Source organism: Pedobacter sp. WC2501 (genome assembly GCF_052682415.1).
The window spans coordinates 2,788,400-2,810,278 of sequence record NZ_JBQZFI010000001.1; the positions used below are offsets into that span (position 1 = coordinate 2,788,400).

Sequence of the window (21,879 nt, forward strand, 5' to 3'; positions counted from 1 at the left end):
GTCAGATGTAATATCTGACACCAAATAGGTGGTAACATCTGACACAACAAACGAAAATTGGTAACTTTATTGAAATGAGATTTGGAATTAAATTCCAAAATAATATATTTGTTTATAAACATTTAAACAGATAATCAAGGCTACAGGACATAAAAATAACGCTCAATCCCCGTCGCTGTAGCAATCCCATATCCTTATTATTGGAGTTGAAATTACATATGCTTTATAAAAGCAGCTTGTTCTTTTTTATGTTTTATTGCGTTAAACTGCAGTATTACTGAGTTACATCTCGTTTTTACAGTTACATTTTATAAAAAATCAAATTAATAATGGCTATTAATCTACAAAAAGGACAAAAAATTGATATCGGATTATCGAAAATTACTGTAGGGCTAGGCTGGGATCCGAATGAAGGTACTGGTTACGATTTCGACTTAGATGCGTCAGCATTTATGATTAACTCTGGTAGACTGATCCCTGCCGAAGAATATTTTGTTTTTTACGGAAATACCGATTCACCTGATCAGGCTTTACACCATACAGGCGATGATCCAACCGGAGGAAATAGTGCCGATGGAGACGATGAAAGTATCCAGGTTGATCTTTCTAAAGTTGATTCCCAGATACAGGAAATTTTATTTGTGGTAACCATTCATGATGCTATAAGTCGCAAGCAAAATTACGGGCAGGTGCGAAATTCTTATATCCGTATTGTTGATGACAGTAATGGGCAAGAGGTTGCCAAGTACGAACTGGGCGAAGATTTTTCTATCGAAACCGGGGTAGAGTTTGGCCGCTTATACAAACGTGAGGGTAAATGGAAATTTGAAGCATCTGGCATCGGTTATCGCGAAGATTTATCATTTTTCCTGTCGAAATATTTTAAAGGTCAGATTATTAAATAATATCTAAAACGCTCTTATGGCTATAAATTTAGTAAAAGGTCAAACAATTGATCTCCGTAAAAATGATAAAGGAGAAACTTTTGATTTATCGAAGGTTACGATGGGTTTGGGATGGGATGTCCGTCAAAAAAACACTGGTTTTCTTGGTAAATTATTCGCCCCTAAAGAAGAAGAATTCGATTTGGATGCCATTGCCTTCTTATTGGATGGCCATGATAAAATCCTTAATCTGGGCAGAACTGTTAACCAAAATGGTCGTCAGGTTGGATTATTTGAAGGAGATGTAATTTTCTTCAATTCAATGCGGCACCCTTCCGGGAATATCTGGCTAACCGGAGATAACAGAACGGGTGCAGGTGATGGCGACGATGAGCAGATTATTGTAAAGTTAGATGCATTGGATACCATTTACCAGAAAATAATCTTTGTGGTATCTATTTACCAGGGCAGGCAGAACAATCAGCATTTTAGCATGGTCGAAAATGCCTTTATAAGGGCTGTTGATGCAAATGGAAAAGAAATAACCAGGTATAGCCTCTCTGGTGATGCATCCTTAAACGGGATGTGTACAATGGTTTTTGCCGAAGCTTACCGTAAAGATGGTGGCTGGAAATTCAGGGCCATTGGCGAACCTCATCAAACAGATAGTTTCTTGGAGATTTTAAAAAAATACGTAAACGCATAACATTTATAATTAAACCACTGTCGCTATATTAAAAAGCTTAACAGTAAACTAACCAGATATGGCAATTAACCTGCAAAAGGGGCAACGAGAAGCAATTAATGCTCCTCAATTTACCATCGGACTTGGATGGGATACCAATAGTGCATCAACGGGTTCTAGTTTTGATTTAGATACTTCAGTTTTTGTATTGGGCGATAATAAAAGATTATTATCCGACTCACATTTTGTTTTTTACAACAATCTAAAAACACCAGATGGTGCTGTTGAGCATTCTGGCGATAACTTAACGGGTGACGGTGATGGTGACGATGAACAGATTAAGGTAGATCTATCAAAAATCGGCTCAGCTGCCACAGAAATCTGTGTGGTAGTTACTGTTCATGATGCCGAGAATAGAAGGCAGAATTTCGGGCAGATCAGGAATTCTTACATCAGGGTATTGGATGGTGCTAAGAATGAAATCCTGAAATATGAATTAGAAGAAGATTTTTCTATAGAAACCGCAGTTGAGTTTGGTCGGATTTACAAACGCAATAATGAGTGGAAATTTGAGGCTGTAGGGGTAGGAATGAAAGATGGATTGGAATTTTTCTTAAATAAGTACAACTAAAACCTGCATTTAATGGCAATTAATTTATCAAAAGGACAAAAAATCGATCTGCGGAAAGAAAGTGGTGCTACTTTAACCAGTTTTTGTGTAGGCGTTAATTGGGGAGCAATCGAAACTAAAGGTTTTTTGGGTTTAACCACCAATAAACAAAATGTGGATCTGGATCTTAGCTGTATCCTCATTGATGACAACAATAACCTTTGCGATCATATTTATTCTCCACTTTACAGGATAGATTTTTTACAACAATTTGGTTTGCCAAAAGGAAAATTACTTTCGTTAGATGGTGCTTTAAGGCATACTGGTGATGACCTGGAAGGCGATTCGGGTGGTGATGATGGTTTGGACAATGAAATTATCACGGTTGATTTATCAAAAATTGATCCCAAAATTGCTAAGATATTCTTCTTTCTAAACAATGTAGGTAAAGAGGATTTTTCTCAGGTTCCTTACTCAAAAATCAGGATGTACGAAGGAACGCCAACACAGGTTAAAGAGGTTTTTGCATCGTATAATGTATCAGCAGAATCGGGTTATGTTGGCAAAAAAGCACTCATTATGGGTAAGCTTTATAAACGCAACAATGAATGGAAATTTGATGCCATTGGAGACCCCACCCCCGATACATTTTTGGGGCAAACCATTCATTTAATCTTAAAATCGTATTTATAATGGATATCAAAAATATAGAAGGTTTAAGCGGCAGCGAAATAAGGAATTTGGTTGCTCAGGGCGGTAAATTTGTGATGTATAAATATTGCATTTCAGTTGTAATCATGACCTTTAACAGACCGTCTGATTTTCATTTTATCCATCCTGGTAAAAGCAGGATTACACCAGGTTTGGGGTATTTGTTTACCAATCTCTTTTTAGGCTGGTGGGGCATCCCATGGGGACCAATTTATACTATTGGGAATATTGCGACTATTTTGCGTGGTGGGAAAGATTACACTACCGAAATTTTAGCACACCTCAATCAAAACGACCCAACTTATGGTGCAGGTACAACTTATAACATACCTGGGCACGGAGAAAACCATGTTCATTCATCAAATCAGGAAACGGCCAATACTAACAATATTCCTCAATAATTTATAACATGAGAAGACTTCCAGTTTACCTGTTGTTAGATACATCAGGCTCCATGAGCGGCGAACCCATTGAGGCAGTAAAAAATGGCGTCCAGGTAATGATCAGTGCATTGCGACAAAATCCTCAGGCGATAGAAACTGCTTTTATCAGCATCATTACCTTTGATAGTGTAGCACAGCAGATTATACCACTTACCGATTTGGCATCATTCCAAATGGTCGATTTAAGGGCAACAGGTACTACTGCCTTAGGTGAAGCATTAAAATTGGTGGCCAACAGAATTGATAATGAGGTGGCAAAAACCACAACTGAGCAAAAAGGAGACTGGAAACCTTTGGTTTTTATCATGACAGATGGAATACCAACTGACGATTGGTTGCCGGGCCAAAACGAATTTAAACAGCGTAAAACAGCCTTTACCGTTGCCTGCGCTGCGGGTGCCGGGGCAGATACGGCTATTTTAAAGCAAATTACCGAAAATGTAGTGAGTTTAGATACTGCCGATTCTGCAAGTATCGGCAAGTTTTTTCAATGGGTAACGGCATCTATTGGGGTAACCTCTACAAGGGTGGAAGATGGTGGAAAAGAAATACAAGGTATTAAAGAATTGCCGCCACCCCCATCAGAATTAAATATCGTAGTTTAGAGAATATGAGAAGATTACCTGTTTACTTTTTGATTGATACATCAGGCTCGATGTATGGCGAACCCATTCAGGCTTTAAATAATGCACTAAGCGGAATGATCAACACGTTAAGGGCAGATGCACAAGCATTAGATTCTTTGTGGATCAGCATGGTTACCTTCGATAGGGAGGTTAAAGAAATTGTACCCTTAACTGAATTGGCATCTTTTCAGCTTCCAGAAATCAGCTGTCCGCAAAGCGGACCAACCCATACAGGTAAAGCGCTGGAAATGTTATACGAGAAAGTTCAGGTTGAAGTAATAAAAGGTAATGCTACGCAAAAAGGAGATTGGAAACCCTTGTTTTTTTTGTTTACCGACGGAAAACCAAACGATTTACAATTGTATCGGGAAATGCTGCCTAAAATTAAGTCGCTAAATTTTGGCGCAATAGTTTGTTGTGCTGCCGGGCATTTGGCCGATGATTCTCTCTTAAAAGAGCTTACACCCGATGTTGTTCATTTAGATACGGCTGATAGTGCTACGCTGAAGCAGTTTTTTAAATGGGTATCAGAAACCATCGAACAGGGAAATAAAAGCCAGGGTACAGGCGAAAGTGTGGCTTTGCCACCACCACCTAACGAAATTACTTTGATTATTTAATATGGATGTTCTAAGTATAATTAGTATAGCCATTACGGTTATCGGTTTTATTGTTAAAATGTCATCTGGTGGAGACAGTAATAACGGTTCACATTATCAGCCTTTAACTACCAGCGATATATTTCCTGAAACAACATTAGATGGAATTTTAATCTGCTATGAAAGCTTTAAGTTCCCTGATTTTAATATGCGCCATGCCGAGTTGAATTTGAGAAGCAATCAATATGGTGATTTTAAGGTCCTTGCAGCAGATTTACAAGGTGATTGCCTTTATTTAAATGTGCAGTTTCTTGATGTTTTTGATAAAAAGAGTAAAAATAATGAGGTGCTAATCTTTAACAACAAAGTAAATACCTATTTCTCTGTTAATCATTTAAAAGGAACAAATAATGTGGTTGTTTACGGTTGTACAAATTACAATCAACGGATTAAAGATGGTTACAGGGATGTTGCTAAAGAAATCCGTCGTATAATTTCCCGATGATACCAGCTTAATGTAGGATCATAAAATTATTTCCTTATTCAAACCATTAATCCAATTATTTATAATATGAGAAGATTACCCATTTACTTTTTAATAGATATTTCCGAATCGATGGTTGGTGATCAGATCCAACAGGTTGAAGAAGGGATGGCAACCATTATTAAAGCCATTAAAACCGATCCTTATGCGATAGAAACGGTTTGGATTTCGATCATTGTTTTTGCCGGACAAGCCAAAACCCTTGTTCCTTTACAGGAGGTAGTGAGTTTTTATCCGCCTAAATTTCCCATTGGTGGCGGCACTTCTTTAAGTAAAGGTTTAGGGCATTTGATGTTCCAGATGAGAAAAGATATTGTTAAAACCACCATGGAACAAAAAGGCGATTGGAAACCAATTGTATTCTTGTTTACCGATGGTGTACCCACCGATGATAGCAAAAGCGCTATTGCCGAATGGAAACAAAACTGGCAGCGTACCGCAAATATGGTCGCCATTTCTTTTGGCGACAGTACCGATACCCGGATTTTAGCTGAGTTAACTGAAAATGTGCTTCAATTTAAAAATGCAACTACTGAAGATTACAATAAGTTTTTTAAATGGGTAACAGATTCCATTAAAACAAGTAGCATCAGTGTCGAAAATAACGAATCGGGGTTCGAACTGGCAAAATTAGATGGCGATACACTTTCTAAAATTGATATTTCCAAAGCACCGGCCAGTAACCAGTATGTGGATAACAATTATGTCGTTTTATCGGCCAAATGCCAAAATACAAAACGGCCGTATTTAATGAAATATCGAAAAGTAATTAACGAATCGGGGTTTGATGGCCTAAACCTGCAAACCCAGGCCTATAGGCTGGTAGGTGGTTTTCAGGTAGACAATTCTTATTACGAGTTTTGCGAAGATAATGGCATACAACAAAAGGTTAATACTGAAGAATTAATTGGCGCACCATCGTGCCCTTGTTGTGGCAACCAGTTTGGTTTGGCTATGTGCCAATGCCAAAAGATACACTGTATTGGTGATGAAAGTATGAGTACCTGTCCATGGTGCGGTAATGTAGGCAGTTATGGTTATGGCGAAGGTGGTTTTGATGTTGGAAGAGCACAGGGTTAAACATTAATACGGATGCTTGAAACGAAGAAATACCTTGAAAGTTTATTCAAAGCGAATAATATTGAGGTATTATCAAATAAACAAAATCTCTTTGAGCGGTATGTGAGTGACGCATTTAATATTGAAGCTGTAAAGCTGATCAAAGAAAAACATAAAAATATAATGGAGAATTGGGATTTAAAGGTCAAGATTGACGATGTTTTGGCAAAACAGATTATCATTCCGAATGCAACGGTTGCAAAACCATACAAAGCAGTTTTGGATTTTAACCAGTCTGAATTGCAGAATATCACTTTTGTCGAATTTGATAATTTAAATCAATATGGCTTAAATTTTAATGCTAATCTTAAGCTTATTGAAGGAATTCCGAGTCAAAGCGGCGATTTTAAAGTCAAAATGAAGTTTAAGGTTTTGGGCGAAGATCAAAATTCTGAACCCAATGTAAAAATGATCTCTTTGGTGATCAATGCCGATCCTAAATCGCTTTGGAAAAATATTGCCAGTGATGATCAAAAAGATGATCATTGGAAAGCTCAAAACTATTGGAAACCAGATCAGGTTGATGATTTTCAACCGCTAGGTGATAAACATATCGTGGTTGCTTCCAAAAGGGGTAGGAGCCATGCCAATGTAGGTTCTTTTAGAGAAGACGACTATGCTTTTAAACACTTTGAAGATAATGGATGGAGCGTTGTTTGCGTGGCTGACGGTGCCGGAAGCGCAAAGTTAGCCAGGCAGGGATCTAAAATTGCCTGCAAAGCAGTTATCGATTATTTTGCTCAAAATTTAACCGAAGCGGATTTAGAATCCTTTGATGAAATCTTATTGCACCACCATCAGGTAGGAGGAGACGATAAACAGATCAGCCACTTTGTTTACAACAACCTTTCAAAAGCTGCACTTTATGCCCATAAACAAATTGAGGCCTTTGCAATAATGACTGAATGCCCGATAAAAGACTTTCATTCCACGCTAATTTTTGCGCTTTTGAAAAAGTTCGATTTTGGTTATGCCATTTTAACTTTTGGCGTTGGCGATTGCCCAATAGGCTTGCTAAATAAAGATTTAACTGAAATTAAGCTCATGAACTGGCTTGATGTAGGCGAATTTGGCGGTGGAACAAGATTTATAACCATGCCTGAGATTTTTAGCAGTGAAAAATTCTCTACCCGTTTTGGTTTTACATTAACCGACGATTTTTCTTACCTTATGCTCATGACGGATGGTATTTACGATGCAAAATTTGTGGTAGAGGCCAATTTAGAGAAATTGGAAAAATGGAAAGCATTTATTGATGATTTAAAGGGAGATAATGAAGATAAAGTAGCAGTAGATTTCGATCCTTCAAATCAGGAAATTGCTCATCAACTCTCTGCCTGGATGGATTTTTGGAGTCCGGGAAACCACGATGATCGAACTTTGGCCATCATTTTTTAACAACCGCCATGTCAACAATAACTGTAAAATCTATATTAAACGGCCAGTCTTATCAATATATAGATAATGGCGATCCTAAAAGCGGAACTGCCAAAAATGTATATTTTAGTCCCGATCGTAAATATGTAGTTGCCATTTTTAAAGAGAAACAAGATTTTAATCAGAAGGAACGCCTAACAAAAATTGTAACGAAATATTTAAATCAAATTCAATCTAAAGAGGCGGGGGATTACTATTTGGATGAAATATACCGCTGGCCTACTGATCTGATAGAAACTAGAGATAGAATTGGGATTATTGTTCCCATTTACAATTCGAAATTCTTTTTTGCTAAAGGCTATACATCAAGCGATCTGATCAAAGGAGAAGAAAAAAATGGAAAATGGTTTGCTGGGGCTAAATTCCGGAACAAACAATTTCCGCTGAGTTTGGATCAAACAGAATTGGGTAGATGGTTAAATTATTTTCAAATTGGTGTTAACCTTTCCCGTGGTGTAAAGAAAATGCATCAGATGGGCTTGTCTCACTCCGATTTATCCTACAATAATGTGCTGATCGATCCATCAACAGGTTCTGCCTGTATGATCGATTTGGATGGTTTAGTTGTTCCAGGGTTATTTCAGGCAGAAGTGATCGGAACGGCAGATTTTATAGCGCCTGAAGTATTAGCCACTAAACATTTAAATAAAACCGATCCGGCGAGGAAGTTACCCAATAGGTTAACCGATTTGCATGCTTTGGCCTGTTTAATTTACATGTATTTACTGCACCGGCATCCGTTAAAAGGAAGTAAAGTACACGATCTGGATACCGAGAAAGATGATTTGTTGAGCATGGGCGAAAAAGCATTGTTTGTAGAGCATCCTACCGATTTATCAAACCGGCCTAAAATGAATCAGGTCTCCAAATGGGATATTTATTGGGCAGATGTAACTAAATTACCTTACACCATTACAGGCCCGTATCTTAAAGCGCTGTTTGATAAAGCCTTTATAGATGGTTTGCACAACCCGATGCAACGTCCTACTGCCGAAGAATGGGAAATTGCCCTGTTAAAAACTACTGACCTGATGCAGCAGTGCAGCAATATTTATTGCGATCAAAAATGGTATGTTTTTGATAATACTACCATACCAAAGTGCCCTTTTTGTGGCACAAGCCATAAAGGAACACTGCCGGTTTTAGATTTATATTACCAATTTCAGCCAACGGTTTGGAAACCTAAAAACCACAGGTTAATGGTGTATAACAACCAATATTTATTTCAGTGGCATGTTAATCGGAATGTGATCAGGAATGAAAAACTAACAGCCGAACAAAAAAATCCGGTGGGCTATTTTACTTTTCACGAAGGGAAATGGGTTTTGGTGAATCAAACACTAACTTCATTGGTCGATAAAACAGAAGATAAAGAAATTCCGGTAGGATCAATGGTCGAATTGACGGACGGTAAAAAGCTGCTGCTATCGAAAGAAGAGGGTGGAAGAGTAATTTTAATCACGCTTGCGAACAGATAAAACTCAAAAGTACTATGGATAATATGTTTGATCACCCACTTTTAATTGCAGGTTTTGCAGTTGTAGTTGTCGTAATGTTAATAATAGATTTAGGGCTTTTTAATAAAAAAAGTCATAATATATCCAATAAGGAGGCCATCACGTGGTCTATCGTTTGGATTTCTCTATCGATGATTTTTAGTGGAGCAGTATATTATGTGCTCGGTTTTGATAAATTCACCCAGTTTCAGTCAGCATACTGGATAGAAAAAGCACTTTCGGTCGATAATCTTTTTGTATTTATCTTAGTTTTTAAATTTTTCGATGTTGCTAATGAAAATAAGCACAAAGTACTTTTTTGGGGTATTATAGGTGCGCTGATATTAAGGGCGATATTCATTTTCTCGGGTGCGTTTTTTATTGAATTAACCTATCTGAATAAAATATTAAGCCTGTTTGGAGTAGCTGGATTTAAGTACGATATCAATATTATTATGACGCTTTTTGGTATTTTTCTGGTTTATGCCGGAATAAAATCATGGTCAGCTGATGATGATGGCGATGAAGAAGACTACAACAATACCAGAGGCGCCAGATTGGTGAGGAAATTCTTTAGGGTGAGTGATAAATATGATGGCGATAAATTTTTTACTATTGAGAATGGCGTAAAGTTAGCAACACCTCTATTGGTGGTGGTAGCCGTTATAGAGTTTACTGATTTACTTTTCGCTGTAGATTCCATTCCTGCAATCTTCGCCATTTCAAAAGATCCATTTATCCTTTACACTTCAAATATTTTTGCAATTTTAGGTCTTCGGGCCTTGTTTTTCTTGTTGGATAATTTTATTCACCTGTTCAGTAAGTTAAAATATGGCCTCGCTATAATTTTATCTTTTATTGGGGTAAAAATGATTATTGCACCATTCTTTCATATCGAATCAATATATTCTTTAATTGTAATTGGTGGGGTTTTAATTTTATCGGTGCTTTTATCACTAATGTTTCCAGAGAAAGAAGAAAAAGCATCTTAATTTTTAAACTGATTCGAAATTAGAAATTTCTTAACTTTGTGTAGTTTTAACACAAATTAAAGGATGATCGATCAAAATATTAAAATTGCTGTTGACGCCATTGTTTTTGGCTACGAAAAAGGAACACTTTATGTGTTGGCTGTTCAGCAGAGATTTGGTAAATTGGCCGATAGATGGGTTTTGCCAGGTGGATTTATTTTAGACGACGAACCTTTGCTTATGGCAGTTGAGCGCGAACTTAAAGAAGAGGCCGGCATAACGGTAAATTACCTGGAGCAATTGGGTACTTTTGGTGATGATATTCACCGTGACGAACGATTTAGGGTAATTTCTGTCGCTTATTTTGCCCTGGTTAATCCTAAAAATTTTGTGTTAAAAGCCGATACCGATGCCAAAGATGCAAAATGGTTTCCTATAACAGAGATTCCAAAATTGGGCTACGATCATAATGAAATGGTTAATCTCGCACATCAGCGTTTAAAAAACAAACTCACTTACCAGCCAATCGGATTTGATCTGTTGGATCAGGAATTTCTTTTTTCCGACCTTGAAAATTTATACTGCTCCATTTTAGAAAGAGATATAGACCGACGAAATTTCAGAAAAAAAATTCTAAGTTTTGGAATTGTTACAGAAACCGACAAAGTAGTGAAAATAGGTGCCAGCGGCAGGCCAGGCAAACTTTTTAGGTTTGACAAACCTAAATACAATCAGCTTTTAAAGGAAAATTTCCAGTTTGATATTAGGTTTGCGTAAAATAAACACAAATTATTCTTTGTATTCTAAAAATGATTTTTATATTTGTGTAAATAATACGCAAATATATGTTGAATCTAAATCCAAGTTTTACTCCGCTAGGCGAAAATAACTTAATCGAATACAAATCTTTCTTATTTGCAGGTGGCGAACCACACATTAAAATTTCAAATAATTTTGATGCCAGCCTTCCGCTTACTATTACACACCGAATAAATTCTTTTAATGATTTAGGCCTGATCTGCATTACCGTTGATGCTTTGAAAAAAATGGGTGTAAAAGAAATCAATCTATTTATTCCATATTTTCCAGCAGCAAGGCAAGATCGGGTAATGATTCCTGGTGAGCCTTTATCGGTGAAAGTTTATGCCGATATCATTAATGCAATGACTTTGGCAAGTGTTACCGTTTTTGATCCGCATAGCGAAGTAACACCAGCCTTGCTCAATAACTGTGTGACAGTTTCCAATCACGAATTTATAAAGCAGGTAATTGCAAACATTGGAACTGATGTAAAACTCATTTCTCCTGATGGTGGTGCTTTAAAGAAAATTTATAAAGTATCTGAATTTTTAGGTGGTGCAGAAGTGGTAGAGTGTTCAAAAAGCCGCGATGTGAAAACAGGAAAACTTTCAGGATTTAAAGTATATGCTGAAGATTTAGCTGGTGCCGATTGTTTGATTGTGGATGATATTTGTGATGGTGGCGGTACATTTATCGGTTTAGCAGAAGCATTAAAAGCTAAAAATGCCGGCAAACTTTATTTAGCGATTAGTCACGGCATATTTAGCAAAGGCTTTGATGAATTAGGCAAATATTTCGAGCAAATTTTTACAACAGATTCGATCAAAGAAGTTGATCATGAAGGGGTAACACAAATAAAATTAATCGATATTTTATAAAACAATATGAGAACGATACTTCCACCAGCGATTCTTGCACCATCAAATGTATCGATATTCCTAGCAGGAACAATCGATATGGGCCATTCGATTGATTGGCAACAGAAATTTATTGATCAGGCCAATAAAGAAGAAACTTTGGATGATGTAGTTGTTTTCAATCCAAGAAGAAAATCCTGGGATCACACCTGGACACAGCGTATCGAAAATAGACAGTTTAGTGAGCAGGTGAATTGGGAATTAGATGCCATGGAAAATGCTGATGTGATTTTGTTGTTCCTTGAAGCGAATTCCAAATCGCCAATTTCGATGATGGAGTTAGGTTTATTCGCTGATTCTGGCAAATTAATGGTTTGTTGTGAAGAGGGGTTTTGGAGAAAAGGGAATATTGATATTGTATGCCGAAGAAAAGGGATTGATCAGTATAATACCTTCGATGAGCTTAGTGAGGTAGTAATTACTAAGCTTAAAAAGTTGGTAGAAAGCAAATAGAAATTGATTGTTAAAAACAATTGGTTATGATGTATGATATGAATTGGTTACTCAAAACGGTAGATGAAAAAGAAGTCGACTTTTTATTGTTTTGGGGGCATAAAAGAAGTAAAGATGGATCTATTAGTAAAACCTGCATGAGTCAATGGTGGCCATCTCCATTTGTTGAAAATGACATCATCTATCAAACAGCTGAACATTACATGATGGGGAAAAAGGCTTTATTGTTTAATGATCAAGAGATTTTTGGGAAAATACTAGCAAAAGGATCTCCTAAAGATGTAAAAGTTCTTGGTCGACAAATCAGAAACTTCGATGTTGCAAAGTGGGATGCTCATAAGTATGAAATTGTAAAACAGGGAAATCTGCTTAAGTTTTCCCAAAATGAAGATTTGAAGTCTTTCCTTTTGCAAACTAAAGATGAAGTGCTGGCCGAAGCCAGTCCGGTTGATCCAATTTGGGGGATCGGTTTGGCAGAAGATAATTCAAATGCTTTCATTCCTCAAAATTGGAGAGGTTTAAATCTTTTGGGTTTTGCATTGATGGAAGTAAGGGATGAGATATCATCCAATAAAATTAATGATCAATGAAATGTTTTTTTAATCGACCGTCATCTCGACTGAAGCGCAGCGGAATGGAGAGATCTATTTAGATAGATTTAGCTTCGCTGAGCACTTCGTGGTTCTCGACTGCGTTGCGCTACGCTCGAAATGACGATGTTTTTAAGAAAGTTTATGGTGGAACAGTTTATAAATAAGAAATTCAAAAAATGATTTTAACCCTAATCAAAGCCGATATAACAACAATTAAAGCCGATGCGATTGTTAACGCTGCAAATAGTTCGTTGCTAGGTGGAGGTGGAGTTGATGGTGCCATTCACAGGAAGGGTGGTAAAGCAATTTTACAGGCCTGTGTAGCCATCAGGAATAGACAAGGGAAATGCAAGACCGGAAATGCAGTAATCACTACGGCAGGCAATTTACCTGCAAAATATATAATTCATACGGTTGGGCCGGTTTGGAACGGAGAAAGTGAACAAAATAATGCTTTGCTTGCGGATTGCTACCGAAACAGTTTAACCTTAGCAGTTGAAAATGATGTTAAAATTATTGCCTTCCCTAATATCAGTACGGGAATTTATCATTTCCCTAAAGATAAAGCAGCAGATATTGCCATTAATGCAGTAAATAATTTTACACAAAAAGAAAAAATAGAAAAGGTAATCTTCGTTTGTTTCGACGATGAAAATTACCAGCGCTATGAAGAAAAACTCAATCGCATTAACTAATGAGGTGAGTTGTTAACAGAATTATATAATGAAAATAACAGTAAAAAAATATAAAGAACAGATATTAGAATGGCCAAAATCAGGATGCCATATTATGGCCCAATATGATGACGAAAAAATAATTGTTTATCAGGCTTACCGAAAAGAAATCGGTGAATTTGCAGTCAAAAATCAATTTTTCGGCGGTGAGTTCAGTTTAAACAGGATGACATGGATAAAACCCAATTTTCTATGGATGATGTACAGAAGCGGCTGGGGAACCAAGGAAGGACAGGAAATTACTTTAGCCATACACCTAAAAATGTCTGCATTCAGTAATTACCTTGAAAATGCAGTTTATACTTCATTCGATCAAACAGAAGGTATTTCTCACGAAGAATGGAGAAATGAACTGGAAAATTCTAATATCAGGTTACAGTGGGATCCTGATCACGATCCTTATGGCGCAAAACAAGAAAGAAAGGCTATCCAGATTGGATTAAGGGATAATTTTATCAGATCTTTTGCGAAAGATGATATTTTGTTAATTGAAGATATTAGTCAGTTTGTAGAAGAACAATATGAATTTGTTCGAAACAGCCAACTGGAAAATTTAATGACCCCTGTTGAAAAACCTTTCATTTTAAACGATGAAATATTGAACAGGAAGTTGAAAATAATAAAAGAGTAAGTCATGGACACTAAAATAACTAAAGGAATCAGCAAGCTGCTGAGCTATATTTTGAGACATTCGCCAGAAACCATAAAGCTAAAGCTCGATGAAAATGGCTGGGCAGATGTGAATGAGCTGATTGCCAAATTCGACCTTTATGATCTAACATTAGATTTTGAACTGCTTCAATACGTTGTTGAAAATAACGACAAAAAAAGATTTGCCTTTAACGAAGATAAAACCAGGATCAGGGCAAGCCAGGGACATTCTATTGCTGTTGATTTAAACTTAAATCAAGCCGAACCATTGGCATACTTGTATCATGGTACAGTCGAAAAGTTCCTAACGGATATTAAATTGCAAGGGCTGCAAAAAATGAGCAGACAGCATGTGCATTTAAGTGCCGACAAGGAAACGGCGAATAAAGTAGGTGGAAGAAGGGGAAAACCGGTTATCCTTACCATTAATAGTGGAGAGATGCACAAGGCAGGATATAAATTTTATTTATCAGATAACAATGTGTGGCTTACAGATGTTGTGCCTGCTGAATATATCACGTTTTAAAATGGGCAGAACATTAGTAATAGGTGATATCCACGGGGGATTAAAAGGTCTCGTCCAGTTATTTGAGCGTGCAGAGGTAACAAAAGACGACAAACTGATTTTCCTTGGCGATTATGTAGATGGTTGGAGCGAATCGGCGCAGGTAATCGATTACTTGATGCAGTTAGAAAAAAGTCATCAATGCATCTTTATCAAAGGCAATCACGATGCATGGTGTATCGACTGGTTGGAAAAAGATATTGTGGATGAGGTTTGGTTTGTTCACGGTGGTAAATTAACCATGGAGAGTTATCAAGACTTATCTGATGTGACTAGAAAGGAACACCTGGATTTCTTTGAACGGATGCACGATTATTATGTTGATGAGCAGAACAACCTATTTATCCACGCCGGTTTTTCTTCCATGCACGGACCAGAAAAGGAGCGCTATTCTTCTAATTATTCGTGGGACCGTACACTTTGGGAAATGGCCTTGACTATGGACAATAGAATTAAAAAGGACTCCGCAATTTATCCGAAACGTTTATTGCTCTATCACGAAATCTACATCGGCCATACGCCAACGCTTTATTACAATGTTAATGTACCCATGCAGGGCTGTAATGTTTGGAATATTGATACCGGTGCTGCATTTACCGGAAAATTGACTTGTTTAGATATCGAAACAAAAGTATTTTGGCAGAGCGATACATTACAAAGCTTATATCCGAACGAAAAAGGAAGAAATAAATAATATTTAAATACATCAAAACCATGAATCCATTATTATTAACAGACGGTTATAAAGTTGACCACCGCAGACAGTACCCAGAAAATACCACATTGGTTTATTCTAACTGGACGCCAAGAAAAAGCAGGCTCGAAAACGTAAACCATGTGGTGCTTTTTGGCTTGCAGTATTTTATCAAAAAATACATTATAGAAGATTTTAACAAGAATTTCTTTAAACAGCCAAAGGAAGAAATTTTAAAGAAATATGCCCGCAGGATCAATAATTACTTGGGCGAAAACCTGGTAGGTACGCAACATATTGCCGATCTGCACGATCTGGGTTATATCCCAATGGTATTTAAATCGCTGCCAGAAGGCGCAGAAGTGCCTTTGCGTGTGCCGATGTTTACGATGTATAATACCAAACCCGAATTTTTCTGGCTGACCAATTATTTCGAGACATTACTGTCAGCAGTGGTTTGGTTGCCATGCAATTCTGCTACTATCGCCAAGCAGTACCGTACTATTTTGGAACAATATGCAGCAGAAACTTCATCCGTTCCCGAATTTGTAGATTGGCAAGGACACGATTTCTCTATGCGCGGCATGGGTGGGATAGAAGCTGCAGTAACTTCGGCAGCAGGGCATTTATTGAGTTTTACAGGTACCGATACCATTCCTGCCATTGATTTTTTAGAAGAATATTATAAAGCAGATTCAGATAAAGAGTTAATCGGTGGTTCGGTAGCTGCTACAGAGCATTCGGTAATGTGTATGGGGACCAATACCGGAGAACTTGAAACTTTTAAAAGACTGATTTTAGAAGTGTATCCGAAAGGAATTGTATCTATCGTTTCTGATACCTGGGATTTATGGAAGGTGCTGACGGAATATCTGCCTGTTTTAAAAGAGGATATTATCGCCCGTCAAGGTAAGGTGGTGATCAGGCCAGATTCAGGAGATCCTGTTGATATCATCTGCGGAAACCCCAATGGCAAAAACGAAAATGAGAAAAAGGGCGTAATTGAACTGCTTTGGGATGTTTTTGGTGGAAAAACAAACGATAAGGGTTTTAAAGAACTGGTTCCACAGATTGGTGCCATTTATGGTGATAGCATCACTACCGAAAGGGCTACACAAATCTGCGAACGTTTAAAAGCAAAAGGCTTTGCCTCAACCAATGTGGTTTTTGGTATCGGGTCTTTCACCTATCAGTACAATACCCGCGATACCTTTGGTTTTGCAATGAAAGCCACTTATGGCGAGGTTGATGGTGTTGGTCGCGAGATATTTAAAGATCCGATTACCGACGATGGCACAAAGAAATCTGCAAAAGGTTTATTGCAGATTTTTAAAAATGCCAACGGAGATTACGAATTGAAAGATCAATGCACCTGGGAAGAAGAAGCACAGGGCGAATTGAAGGAAGTTTTCAGGGATGGCAAACTGTTAATTGATTATTCTCTTGCCGACATTAGAGAAAGGCTAAAGAATAGTTAACTTCGCCAAGTTTTTGGAGTGGCATCATTAATATAGATTTGTCATCCTGAGCCTGTCGAAGGAGCATAATAAAACGTTTCGACAGGCTCAACGTGACAGATTTATTTTATGATATACCTCATTTTTTGAAAGATACAATGCAAAACAATTCCACATTTAACCATCAAGCCGATATTGTAAATAGTGCCATCAGATTTATAAATGCGTGGTTTAAACAATCGAAGGCCATTACCGAAGAACTGAATGATTTTTTTATTCTTCCCGGTAATAAAATTATTGGCAAGGATGTTATTATTGGGCGTTTGAAAGGTATTTTCGGTCGGTCCGATGAATATGTTGGAGGCAGATACGATATCATCGATGTTAATTTTGAATTAATGAATGAGGGTAAAGGCATGGGCTTTGTTGAAGGGGTTGCAGGTTATAGAGATGTTATTCAAAAACAATCGAAAATTGTAAGCGGACCTTTTAAGCTGTATTTCGCGCTGTACAACGGTAGCTGGAAAATTGTAAATATCGAATTTCCGGGATTTAGTTATTGATTTAATCTTATTTAGGACCAGTTAAATTTCGCTTTTCATCGTTAATTGTCATTCTGAACATAGTGAAGAATCTTAGACATGAAATTCAGTCAGGTATTTTCCTACCAATTGGTGTCATCACCGACCAAACTAATCTATTAATATTCAAATCGATTCGGATAGGATGTAATAACATAAAACTTTATATTTGTACCAATATGGTACACTAAAAATAGAATTATGTTAGTAGTAAGCAGCAGAGAATTTAGGGAAAAACAGGCTGAATATATGGATATGGCCGATAGTGGGGAACAGATTATTGTTCAAAGAGGTAAGAATAAAGCGTATTCAATAACACCAATCACCAATGATGATATCTACTTTTCAAAGGAGATGGTCGAAAAGATTCAAAAATCACTTTTGCAGGCAAAAAATGGAGAAGTTACTAAGGTTACAGGAAAAGATGCTTTAGTAGAATTTCTTAAAGATTTATAATGTATAGCCTAGAGTTCACCTCCCAGGCAATAGAGGATCTTAAGTGGTTAAAGAAAACAGATTCAATTGCTTATAACAAGGTTCAAAAATTATTATTGGAACTTATCGAGCATCCAACCACAGGAACCGGGAAGCCAGAACTAAAGAAATATAATTTATCTGGCTTATATTCTAGAAGGATATCGCAAAAGCATAGATTGGTTTATCAAATAAATGGCGAAACGATAAGTGTATTGGTTTTGTCGGCTGCTGGCCATTATGGTGACAAATAAAACTGAATAATTCTGTTATAAAGCATCATCATCTCCCAAACTTAAGTAACATTGATAATAATTACTAAGGAATATTATCCCCAATTCCATAATTTTTCTATCTTTGGTTTTTAATGAATTTCCTTTATCCGGGCTTTCTTTTTGCACTAATATCGGTTGCCATCCCGGTTATCATTCATTTATTCAATTTCAGAAAATTTAAAAAGATTTATTTCTCTAACGTTCAGCTTTTAAAAGAAGTAGAGCAACAAAACTCTTCCAAAGAAAAACTTAAAAATCTACTTATTCTGTTCTCGCGGATTTTGGCGATCATCTTTTTGGTGCTGGCATTTGCTCAACCCTATATTCCGGCGCACAACCAAAAAACTACTGCTTTAAAAAATATAGTAAGTATTTATATTGATAATTCTTACAGCATGGAAGCCGTTAATAAAGATGGCAATCTGCTCGACGAAGCCAAACGCAGGGCAAAAGAACTGATTAAAGGTTTCGGTATAAATGATCGTTTTCAACTTTTAACGAACGATTTTGAAGGGAAACACCAGCGCTTATTGAACGAAGAGACATTTTTAAAAGCCCTTGATGATGTAAAAATCTCGGCTGCCAACCGCAATCTCCAACAGATCTTAAACAGGCAGAGCAATGTTTTAACCGGAGGCGAAAATAAATACAGCTTTCTAATTTCCGATTTTCAGAAAAATATTTCATCCATAAAAAAACTCGAAACCAAAGCCGATATCCAGTATTCATTTTTGAAATTGAATGCCAATACCTTACCCAACGTTGCGGTAGATAGCGTTTGGACACTTTCTCCAAACCACCAGCCTGGCACGAATGAACGTTTGGTGATACAGCTAAAAAATTATTCAGAAGAAGAAGCAAAAAATATCCCGCTGAAATTAAGCATCAACAACCAGCAAAAAGGATTGGGTGCCGTAACCATTCCTGCAGGTAAAAAAATTAAGGATACCCTGAATTTCTCAGGACTTAATGCAGGCTGGCAAAAAGGTGTTGTGAGTATCAAAGATTTTCCGGTAACCTTTGATGATACACTGTCGTTCAGTTTTAAAGTAGATCAAAGTTTTCCTGTTTTAAGCATCAATGGATCTAATGCGGGGAATTATATCAAAGCGCTGTTTGCTGCCGATAGTTATTACAAGCTTGTTGAAAATGCCGAAAGTAATATAAACTATAGCAATTTTGCCAATTATGGCTTGATTGTACTGAATGGATTGAAAAACCCTTCAACCGGATTGGCACAGCAGTTAAAAACCTATCTGAATGCAGGTGGTAAAGTGGTGCTTTTTCCTGATTTAGATGCCAGTATTCAAAGTTATAATTCATTTTTAAGCGGATTGTCGCTTCCTGTTATTCAAGGTTTAAATACAACCCCAAGCAAGGTTGATCAGATTGATCTGCAAAATCCAATTTTCAGAACTGTTTTTGAGGAAATTCCCAAAAATCTGGATCTTCCAACTGTTTCCCGTTATTATTCTTTTGCAGAGAAAAATACTTCCAACAAGGAAGATATTATGTTGCTGCCGGGTAGAAAGCCTTTTTTTTCGAAATATATTGTAGGTAACGGACAGGTCTATCTATCAGCTTCGGGGTTAAATAGCAGCGACGGGAATTTAGCACGGCACCCGGTTTTCGTACCTTTAATTTACCGCCTGGCCTTAAGTGGTGGAAATGAATTGCCTTTATATTATAATATTGGCAATGATAATACACTGGCCAGTAAAAAAATCAGCTTGGGTAAAAACCAGAGCTTAAAAATCACTACTGACCATTTTGAAGCGATCCCTGAAATCCGTCAGGCAGATGGAAAAACATTGATTTACATTGCCGATCAGATTAAAAATGCGGGCTTTTATAACCTGAAACTTGCAGATTCGTTGCTTGCTGTTTATAGTTTTAACAATGGCCGAATCGAATCTGATATGCACTACTTAAGCAAAACAGAACTTGGGCAATTAGCTGGCAGTAATCTGAAAATATTCGATACCGATAAAGATGCCGTTAAATTAATTGCCGGCGACAATAAAATCGGGCAGACTTTATGGAAACTTTGTCTAATTTTGTCGCTGATTTTTATTGCAGCAGAAATTTTACTCATCCGATTTTTTAACAACACAAAAAAAACAATATGAATCTCCTGGTTAAAAATGTAACCGTTGCCGATCCGCAAAGTAAATTCAATAGTCAACAATGCGATGTCAGGGTAGAAAATGGTAAAATTAAAAACATAGGTAAATTAACTGCCGATAAAAATGAAACCGTTTTCGATGCTCATGGTGCTTTTTTAACACCAGGATTTTTCGATTTAAACTGTGTAGCAGGCGATCCTGGTTTCGAAACGAAGGAAGATATTCAAACGCTAACGGCAACCGCAAAAGCAGGTGGTTTTACGGGATTGGCCTTGTTACCACAAACCAGCCCGGTTGTACAGTCAAAATCTCAGGTAGAATATATTATTAACAAAGCCAAAAACAATTTGGTTGATGTTTTGCCTGTTGGCGCCATTAGTCAAAATCGCGAAGCAAAAGAACTTGCTGAATTATTCGATATGCAACAGGCAGGCGCTGTAGCTTTCTCTGATGGAGATAAAGCCTTACAAGATGATGGTTTTATGAGCCGCGCCTTGCAATATGCAAAAGGTTTCGATGCGCTGTTAATGGTTTATCCTGAAAATAAATCAATCGCAGGTAAATCGCAGATTAATGAGAGCAAAAATTCTGTGCTGTTGGGGATGAAAGGTTTACCTGCACTGGCCGAAGAAATGCATATTGCCCGCGATATATTCCTGGCTTCTTACAACGAAACCAAAATCCACATCAGCAATATTTCGACTGCGGGAGCTGTGGCTTTGATCCGTAGGGCAAAGAAAGATGGTGTTCAGGTTTCATGCGATGTAACGGCACATCACCTGGTATTTACAGAAGAACTTTTAAACGATTTTGATAGTAATTATAAGGTTAAGCCACCATTGCGTGGAAAAGCTGATGTAAAAGCATTAATTGCCGGTTTAAAAGATGGAACCATCGATGCCATTACTTCTCAGCACCGTCCGGAAGAAATCGAATTTAAAAATGTAGAGTTCGAAATTGCCCACTACGGCATTATTGCTTTACAAACCGTATTGCCACTTTTATTAAAAGCCGGACTGGATGCCGCCCTAATTGCAGAGAAACTGGCCATTAATCCGCGTAAATTATTAAATTTAGCTGTTCCGGTAATAGAAGAAGGATCAGAAGCCAACTTTACCGTTTTTAATACAACCGAAAAATGGTTGTATAATTCTGCCAGCAACCACTCAAAATCGGCAAATAGTCCGTTATTGGGTGCCGAGTTAACCGGAAAGGTAACTTTGGTTTATAACAATAATCAGCACTGGGAGAATTAAGGTTGAAGGTTAGAAGGTTGAGGGCATAAGGTTCTTAACCATGTCTCAAAAGATAGTAGTTCAAAAAAAATATTGATAAATTAACAGGTTATAAGTACTAAAAGACAAAAGCAAGAAATTACAGTTTTGTTGTTCAGGTCATACAATCTTATCATCCTAAAATCCTAAAAATCTTAA

The 21,879-nt window shown here is 37.2% G+C and carries 26 protein-coding genes; all 26 read left to right on the plus strand.

Going from position 1 to position 21,879, the window contains the following annotated elements; all coding sequences use genetic code 11:
- The first annotated feature begins 329 nt into the window (after positions 1 to 329).
- The 26 genes from ACUN24_RS12010 to ACUN24_RS12135 all read left to right on the plus strand — a co-directional run bounded on the left by ACUN24_RS12010 (position 330) and on the right by ACUN24_RS12135 (position 21,702).
- Positions 330 to 905 (plus strand): TerD family protein, encoded by a 576-nt coding sequence (locus ACUN24_RS12010; RefSeq protein ID WP_445562689.1) that lies wholly within the window; start codon positions 330 to 332, stop codon positions 903 to 905.
- A 16-nt stretch (positions 906 to 921) separates the two neighbouring features.
- Positions 922 to 1,590, plus strand: coding sequence for a TerD family protein (locus ACUN24_RS12015; RefSeq protein ID WP_445562690.1), 669 nt, complete (start codon positions 922 to 924; stop codon positions 1,588 to 1,590).
- Positions 1,591 to 1,648: 58 nt separating this feature from the next.
- Positions 1,649 to 2,200 (plus strand): TerD family protein, encoded by a 552-nt coding sequence (locus ACUN24_RS12020; RefSeq protein WP_445562691.1) that lies wholly within the window; start codon positions 1,649 to 1,651, stop codon positions 2,198 to 2,200.
- Positions 2,201 to 2,212: 12 nt separating this feature from the next.
- Entirely contained in the window at positions 2,213 to 2,872 is a 660-nt protein-coding gene (locus ACUN24_RS12025) for a TerD family protein (protein WP_445562692.1), read from the plus strand.
- Positions 2,872 to 3,291, plus strand: coding sequence for a hypothetical protein (locus ACUN24_RS12030; RefSeq protein ID WP_445562693.1), 420 nt, complete (start codon positions 2,872 to 2,874; stop codon positions 3,289 to 3,291). Before ACUN24_RS12025 ends, ACUN24_RS12030 begins: the two co-directional genes overlap by 1 nt.
- An 8-nt stretch (positions 3,292 to 3,299) precedes the next feature.
- Positions 3,300 to 3,938 carry a vWA domain-containing protein gene (locus ACUN24_RS12035; RefSeq protein ID WP_445562694.1) on the plus strand — a complete coding sequence of 213 codons (639 nt, stop codon included), beginning with the start codon at positions 3,300 to 3,302 and terminating at the stop codon, positions 3,936 to 3,938.
- Positions 3,939 to 3,943: 5 nt separating this feature from the next.
- Positions 3,944 to 4,579: a vWA domain-containing protein gene (locus ACUN24_RS12040; RefSeq protein WP_445562695.1), complete on the plus strand. Its 636-nt coding sequence runs from the start codon at positions 3,944 to 3,946 to the stop codon at positions 4,577 to 4,579.
- 1 nt (position 4,580) lies between these two features.
- Positions 4,581 to 5,063 (plus strand): hypothetical protein, encoded by a 483-nt coding sequence (locus ACUN24_RS12045; protein WP_445562696.1) that lies wholly within the window; start codon positions 4,581 to 4,583, stop codon positions 5,061 to 5,063.
- A 66-nt stretch (positions 5,064 to 5,129) separates the two neighbouring features.
- Positions 5,130 to 6,182 carry a TerY-C metal binding domain-containing protein gene (locus ACUN24_RS12050; RefSeq protein ID WP_445562697.1) on the plus strand — a complete coding sequence of 351 codons (1,053 nt, stop codon included), beginning with the start codon at positions 5,130 to 5,132 and terminating at the stop codon, positions 6,180 to 6,182.
- Between the two features lie 12 nt (positions 6,183 to 6,194).
- Positions 6,195 to 7,619, plus strand: coding sequence for a PP2C family serine/threonine-protein phosphatase (locus tag ACUN24_RS12055; RefSeq protein WP_445562698.1), 1,425 nt, complete (start codon positions 6,195 to 6,197; stop codon positions 7,617 to 7,619).
- 8 nt (positions 7,620 to 7,627) lie between these two features.
- The gene (locus ACUN24_RS12060; RefSeq protein WP_445562699.1) at positions 7,628 to 9,136 is read left to right on the plus strand and encodes a helix-hairpin-helix domain-containing protein; all 1,509 of its coding nucleotides are present in this window, start codon (positions 7,628 to 7,630) and stop codon (positions 9,134 to 9,136) included.
- Positions 9,137 to 9,150: 14 nt separating this feature from the next.
- Positions 9,151 to 10,146, plus strand: coding sequence for a TerC family protein (locus tag ACUN24_RS12065; RefSeq protein WP_445562700.1), 996 nt, complete (start codon positions 9,151 to 9,153; stop codon positions 10,144 to 10,146).
- A gap of 63 nt (positions 10,147 to 10,209) precedes the next feature.
- Positions 10,210 to 10,902, plus strand: coding sequence for an NUDIX hydrolase (locus ACUN24_RS12070; RefSeq protein ID WP_445562701.1), 693 nt, complete (start codon positions 10,210 to 10,212; stop codon positions 10,900 to 10,902).
- Between the two features lie 68 nt (positions 10,903 to 10,970).
- Positions 10,971 to 11,804, plus strand: coding sequence for a ribose-phosphate diphosphokinase (gene prs / locus ACUN24_RS12075; RefSeq protein ID WP_445562702.1), 834 nt, complete (start codon positions 10,971 to 10,973; stop codon positions 11,802 to 11,804).
- 6 nt (positions 11,805 to 11,810) lie between these two features.
- Positions 11,811 to 12,296 (plus strand): nucleoside 2-deoxyribosyltransferase domain-containing protein, encoded by a 486-nt coding sequence (locus ACUN24_RS12080; protein ID WP_445562703.1) that lies wholly within the window; start codon positions 11,811 to 11,813, stop codon positions 12,294 to 12,296.
- Positions 12,297 to 12,334: 38 nt separating this feature from the next.
- The gene (locus ACUN24_RS12085) at positions 12,335 to 12,886 is read left to right on the plus strand and encodes an NADAR family protein (RefSeq protein WP_445562704.1); all 552 of its coding nucleotides are present in this window, start codon (positions 12,335 to 12,337) and stop codon (positions 12,884 to 12,886) included.
- Positions 12,887 to 13,065: 179 nt separating this feature from the next.
- The gene (locus tag ACUN24_RS12090) at positions 13,066 to 13,584 is read left to right on the plus strand and encodes an O-acetyl-ADP-ribose deacetylase (protein WP_445562705.1); all 519 of its coding nucleotides are present in this window, start codon (positions 13,066 to 13,068) and stop codon (positions 13,582 to 13,584) included.
- Positions 13,585 to 13,612: 28 nt separating this feature from the next.
- Positions 13,613 to 14,254 carry a DUF4291 domain-containing protein gene (locus tag ACUN24_RS12095; protein ID WP_445562706.1) on the plus strand — a complete coding sequence of 214 codons (642 nt, stop codon included), beginning with the start codon at positions 13,613 to 13,615 and terminating at the stop codon, positions 14,252 to 14,254.
- 3 nt (positions 14,255 to 14,257) lie between these two features.
- A complete protein-coding gene (locus ACUN24_RS12100; RefSeq protein ID WP_132394846.1) occupies positions 14,258 to 14,800 on the plus strand; it encodes an RNA 2'-phosphotransferase in 543 nt (180 codons plus the stop codon).
- A 1-nt stretch (position 14,801) separates the two neighbouring features.
- Entirely contained in the window at positions 14,802 to 15,533 is a 732-nt protein-coding gene (locus tag ACUN24_RS12105; RefSeq protein ID WP_445562707.1) for a metallophosphoesterase family protein, read from the plus strand.
- 20 nt (positions 15,534 to 15,553) lie between these two features.
- Positions 15,554 to 17,011, plus strand: coding sequence for a nicotinate phosphoribosyltransferase (locus tag ACUN24_RS12110; RefSeq protein WP_445562708.1), 1,458 nt, complete (start codon positions 15,554 to 15,556; stop codon positions 17,009 to 17,011).
- Between the two features lie 137 nt (positions 17,012 to 17,148).
- Positions 17,149 to 17,553, plus strand: coding sequence for a hypothetical protein (locus tag ACUN24_RS12115; RefSeq protein WP_445562709.1), 405 nt, complete (start codon positions 17,149 to 17,151; stop codon positions 17,551 to 17,553).
- Positions 17,554 to 17,772: 219 nt separating this feature from the next.
- Positions 17,773 to 18,027, plus strand: a complete 255-nt coding sequence (locus ACUN24_RS12120) for a type II toxin-antitoxin system prevent-host-death family antitoxin (RefSeq protein ID WP_445562710.1) — start codon at positions 17,773 to 17,775, stop codon at positions 18,025 to 18,027.
- Positions 18,027 to 18,299: a Txe/YoeB family addiction module toxin gene (locus ACUN24_RS12125; RefSeq protein ID WP_227256263.1), complete on the plus strand. Its 273-nt coding sequence runs from the start codon at positions 18,027 to 18,029 to the stop codon at positions 18,297 to 18,299. The genes ACUN24_RS12120 and ACUN24_RS12125 overlap by 1 nt, the downstream gene beginning before the upstream one ends.
- A gap of 113 nt (positions 18,300 to 18,412) precedes the next feature.
- Positions 18,413 to 20,449, plus strand: a complete 2,037-nt coding sequence (locus tag ACUN24_RS12130) for a vWA domain-containing protein (RefSeq protein WP_445562711.1) — start codon at positions 18,413 to 18,415, stop codon at positions 20,447 to 20,449.
- A complete protein-coding gene (locus tag ACUN24_RS12135; RefSeq protein WP_445562712.1) occupies positions 20,446 to 21,702 on the plus strand; it encodes a dihydroorotase in 1,257 nt (418 codons plus the stop codon). Before ACUN24_RS12130 ends, ACUN24_RS12135 begins: the two co-directional genes overlap by 4 nt.
- Positions 21,703 to 21,879 lie beyond the last annotated feature (177 nt).

Bases quoted from the DNA above. Each gene is read 5' to 3' on its own strand.
- ACUN24_RS12060 (WP_445562699.1), top strand. From the start codon at position 7,628: ATGTCAACAATAACTGTAAAATCTATATTAAACGGCCAGTCTTATCAA.
- ACUN24_RS12045 (WP_445562696.1), top strand. From the start codon at position 4,581: ATGGATGTTCTAAGTATAATTAGTATAGCCATTACGGTTATCGGTTTT.
- ACUN24_RS12015 (WP_445562690.1), top strand. From the start codon at position 922: ATGGCTATAAATTTAGTAAAAGGTCAAACAATTGATCTCCGTAAAAAT.
- ACUN24_RS12010 (WP_445562689.1), top strand. From the start codon at position 330: ATGGCTATTAATCTACAAAAAGGACAAAAAATTGATATCGGATTATCG.
- ACUN24_RS12125 (WP_227256263.1), top strand. From the start codon at position 18,027: ATGTATAGCCTAGAGTTCACCTCCCAGGCAATAGAGGATCTTAAGTGG.
- ACUN24_RS12020 (WP_445562691.1), top strand. From the start codon at position 1,649: ATGGCAATTAACCTGCAAAAGGGGCAACGAGAAGCAATTAATGCTCCT.
- ACUN24_RS12115 (WP_445562709.1), top strand. From the start codon at position 17,149: ATGCAAAACAATTCCACATTTAACCATCAAGCCGATATTGTAAATAGT.
- ACUN24_RS12065 (WP_445562700.1), top strand. From the start codon at position 9,151: ATGGATAATATGTTTGATCACCCACTTTTAATTGCAGGTTTTGCAGTT.
- ACUN24_RS12130 (WP_445562711.1), top strand. From the start codon at position 18,413: ATGAATTTCCTTTATCCGGGCTTTCTTTTTGCACTAATATCGGTTGCC.
- ACUN24_RS12110 (WP_445562708.1), top strand. From the start codon at position 15,554: ATGAATCCATTATTATTAACAGACGGTTATAAAGTTGACCACCGCAGA.
- ACUN24_RS12120 (WP_445562710.1), top strand. From the start codon at position 17,773: ATGTTAGTAGTAAGCAGCAGAGAATTTAGGGAAAAACAGGCTGAATAT.
- ACUN24_RS12105 (WP_445562707.1), top strand. From the start codon at position 14,802: ATGGGCAGAACATTAGTAATAGGTGATATCCACGGGGGATTAAAAGGT.
- ACUN24_RS12100 (WP_132394846.1), top strand. From the start codon at position 14,258: ATGGACACTAAAATAACTAAAGGAATCAGCAAGCTGCTGAGCTATATT.
- ACUN24_RS12050 (WP_445562697.1), top strand. From the start codon at position 5,130: ATGAGAAGATTACCCATTTACTTTTTAATAGATATTTCCGAATCGATG.
- ACUN24_RS12080 (WP_445562703.1), top strand. From the start codon at position 11,811: ATGAGAACGATACTTCCACCAGCGATTCTTGCACCATCAAATGTATCG.
- ACUN24_RS12055 (WP_445562698.1), top strand. From the start codon at position 6,195: ATGCTTGAAACGAAGAAATACCTTGAAAGTTTATTCAAAGCGAATAAT.
- ACUN24_RS12025 (WP_445562692.1), top strand. From the start codon at position 2,213: ATGGCAATTAATTTATCAAAAGGACAAAAAATCGATCTGCGGAAAGAA.
- ACUN24_RS12070 (WP_445562701.1), top strand. From the start codon at position 10,210: ATGATCGATCAAAATATTAAAATTGCTGTTGACGCCATTGTTTTTGGC.
- ACUN24_RS12030 (WP_445562693.1), top strand. From the start codon at position 2,872: ATGGATATCAAAAATATAGAAGGTTTAAGCGGCAGCGAAATAAGGAAT.
- ACUN24_RS12040 (WP_445562695.1), top strand. From the start codon at position 3,944: ATGAGAAGATTACCTGTTTACTTTTTGATTGATACATCAGGCTCGATG.
- ACUN24_RS12135 (WP_445562712.1), top strand. From the start codon at position 20,446: ATGAATCTCCTGGTTAAAAATGTAACCGTTGCCGATCCGCAAAGTAAA.
- ACUN24_RS12035 (WP_445562694.1), top strand. From the start codon at position 3,300: ATGAGAAGACTTCCAGTTTACCTGTTGTTAGATACATCAGGCTCCATG.
- prs (WP_445562702.1), top strand. From the start codon at position 10,971: ATGTTGAATCTAAATCCAAGTTTTACTCCGCTAGGCGAAAATAACTTA.
- ACUN24_RS12090 (WP_445562705.1), top strand. From the start codon at position 13,066: ATGATTTTAACCCTAATCAAAGCCGATATAACAACAATTAAAGCCGAT.
- ACUN24_RS12085 (WP_445562704.1), top strand. From the start codon at position 12,335: ATGAATTGGTTACTCAAAACGGTAGATGAAAAAGAAGTCGACTTTTTA.
- ACUN24_RS12095 (WP_445562706.1), top strand. From the start codon at position 13,613: ATGAAAATAACAGTAAAAAAATATAAAGAACAGATATTAGAATGGCCA.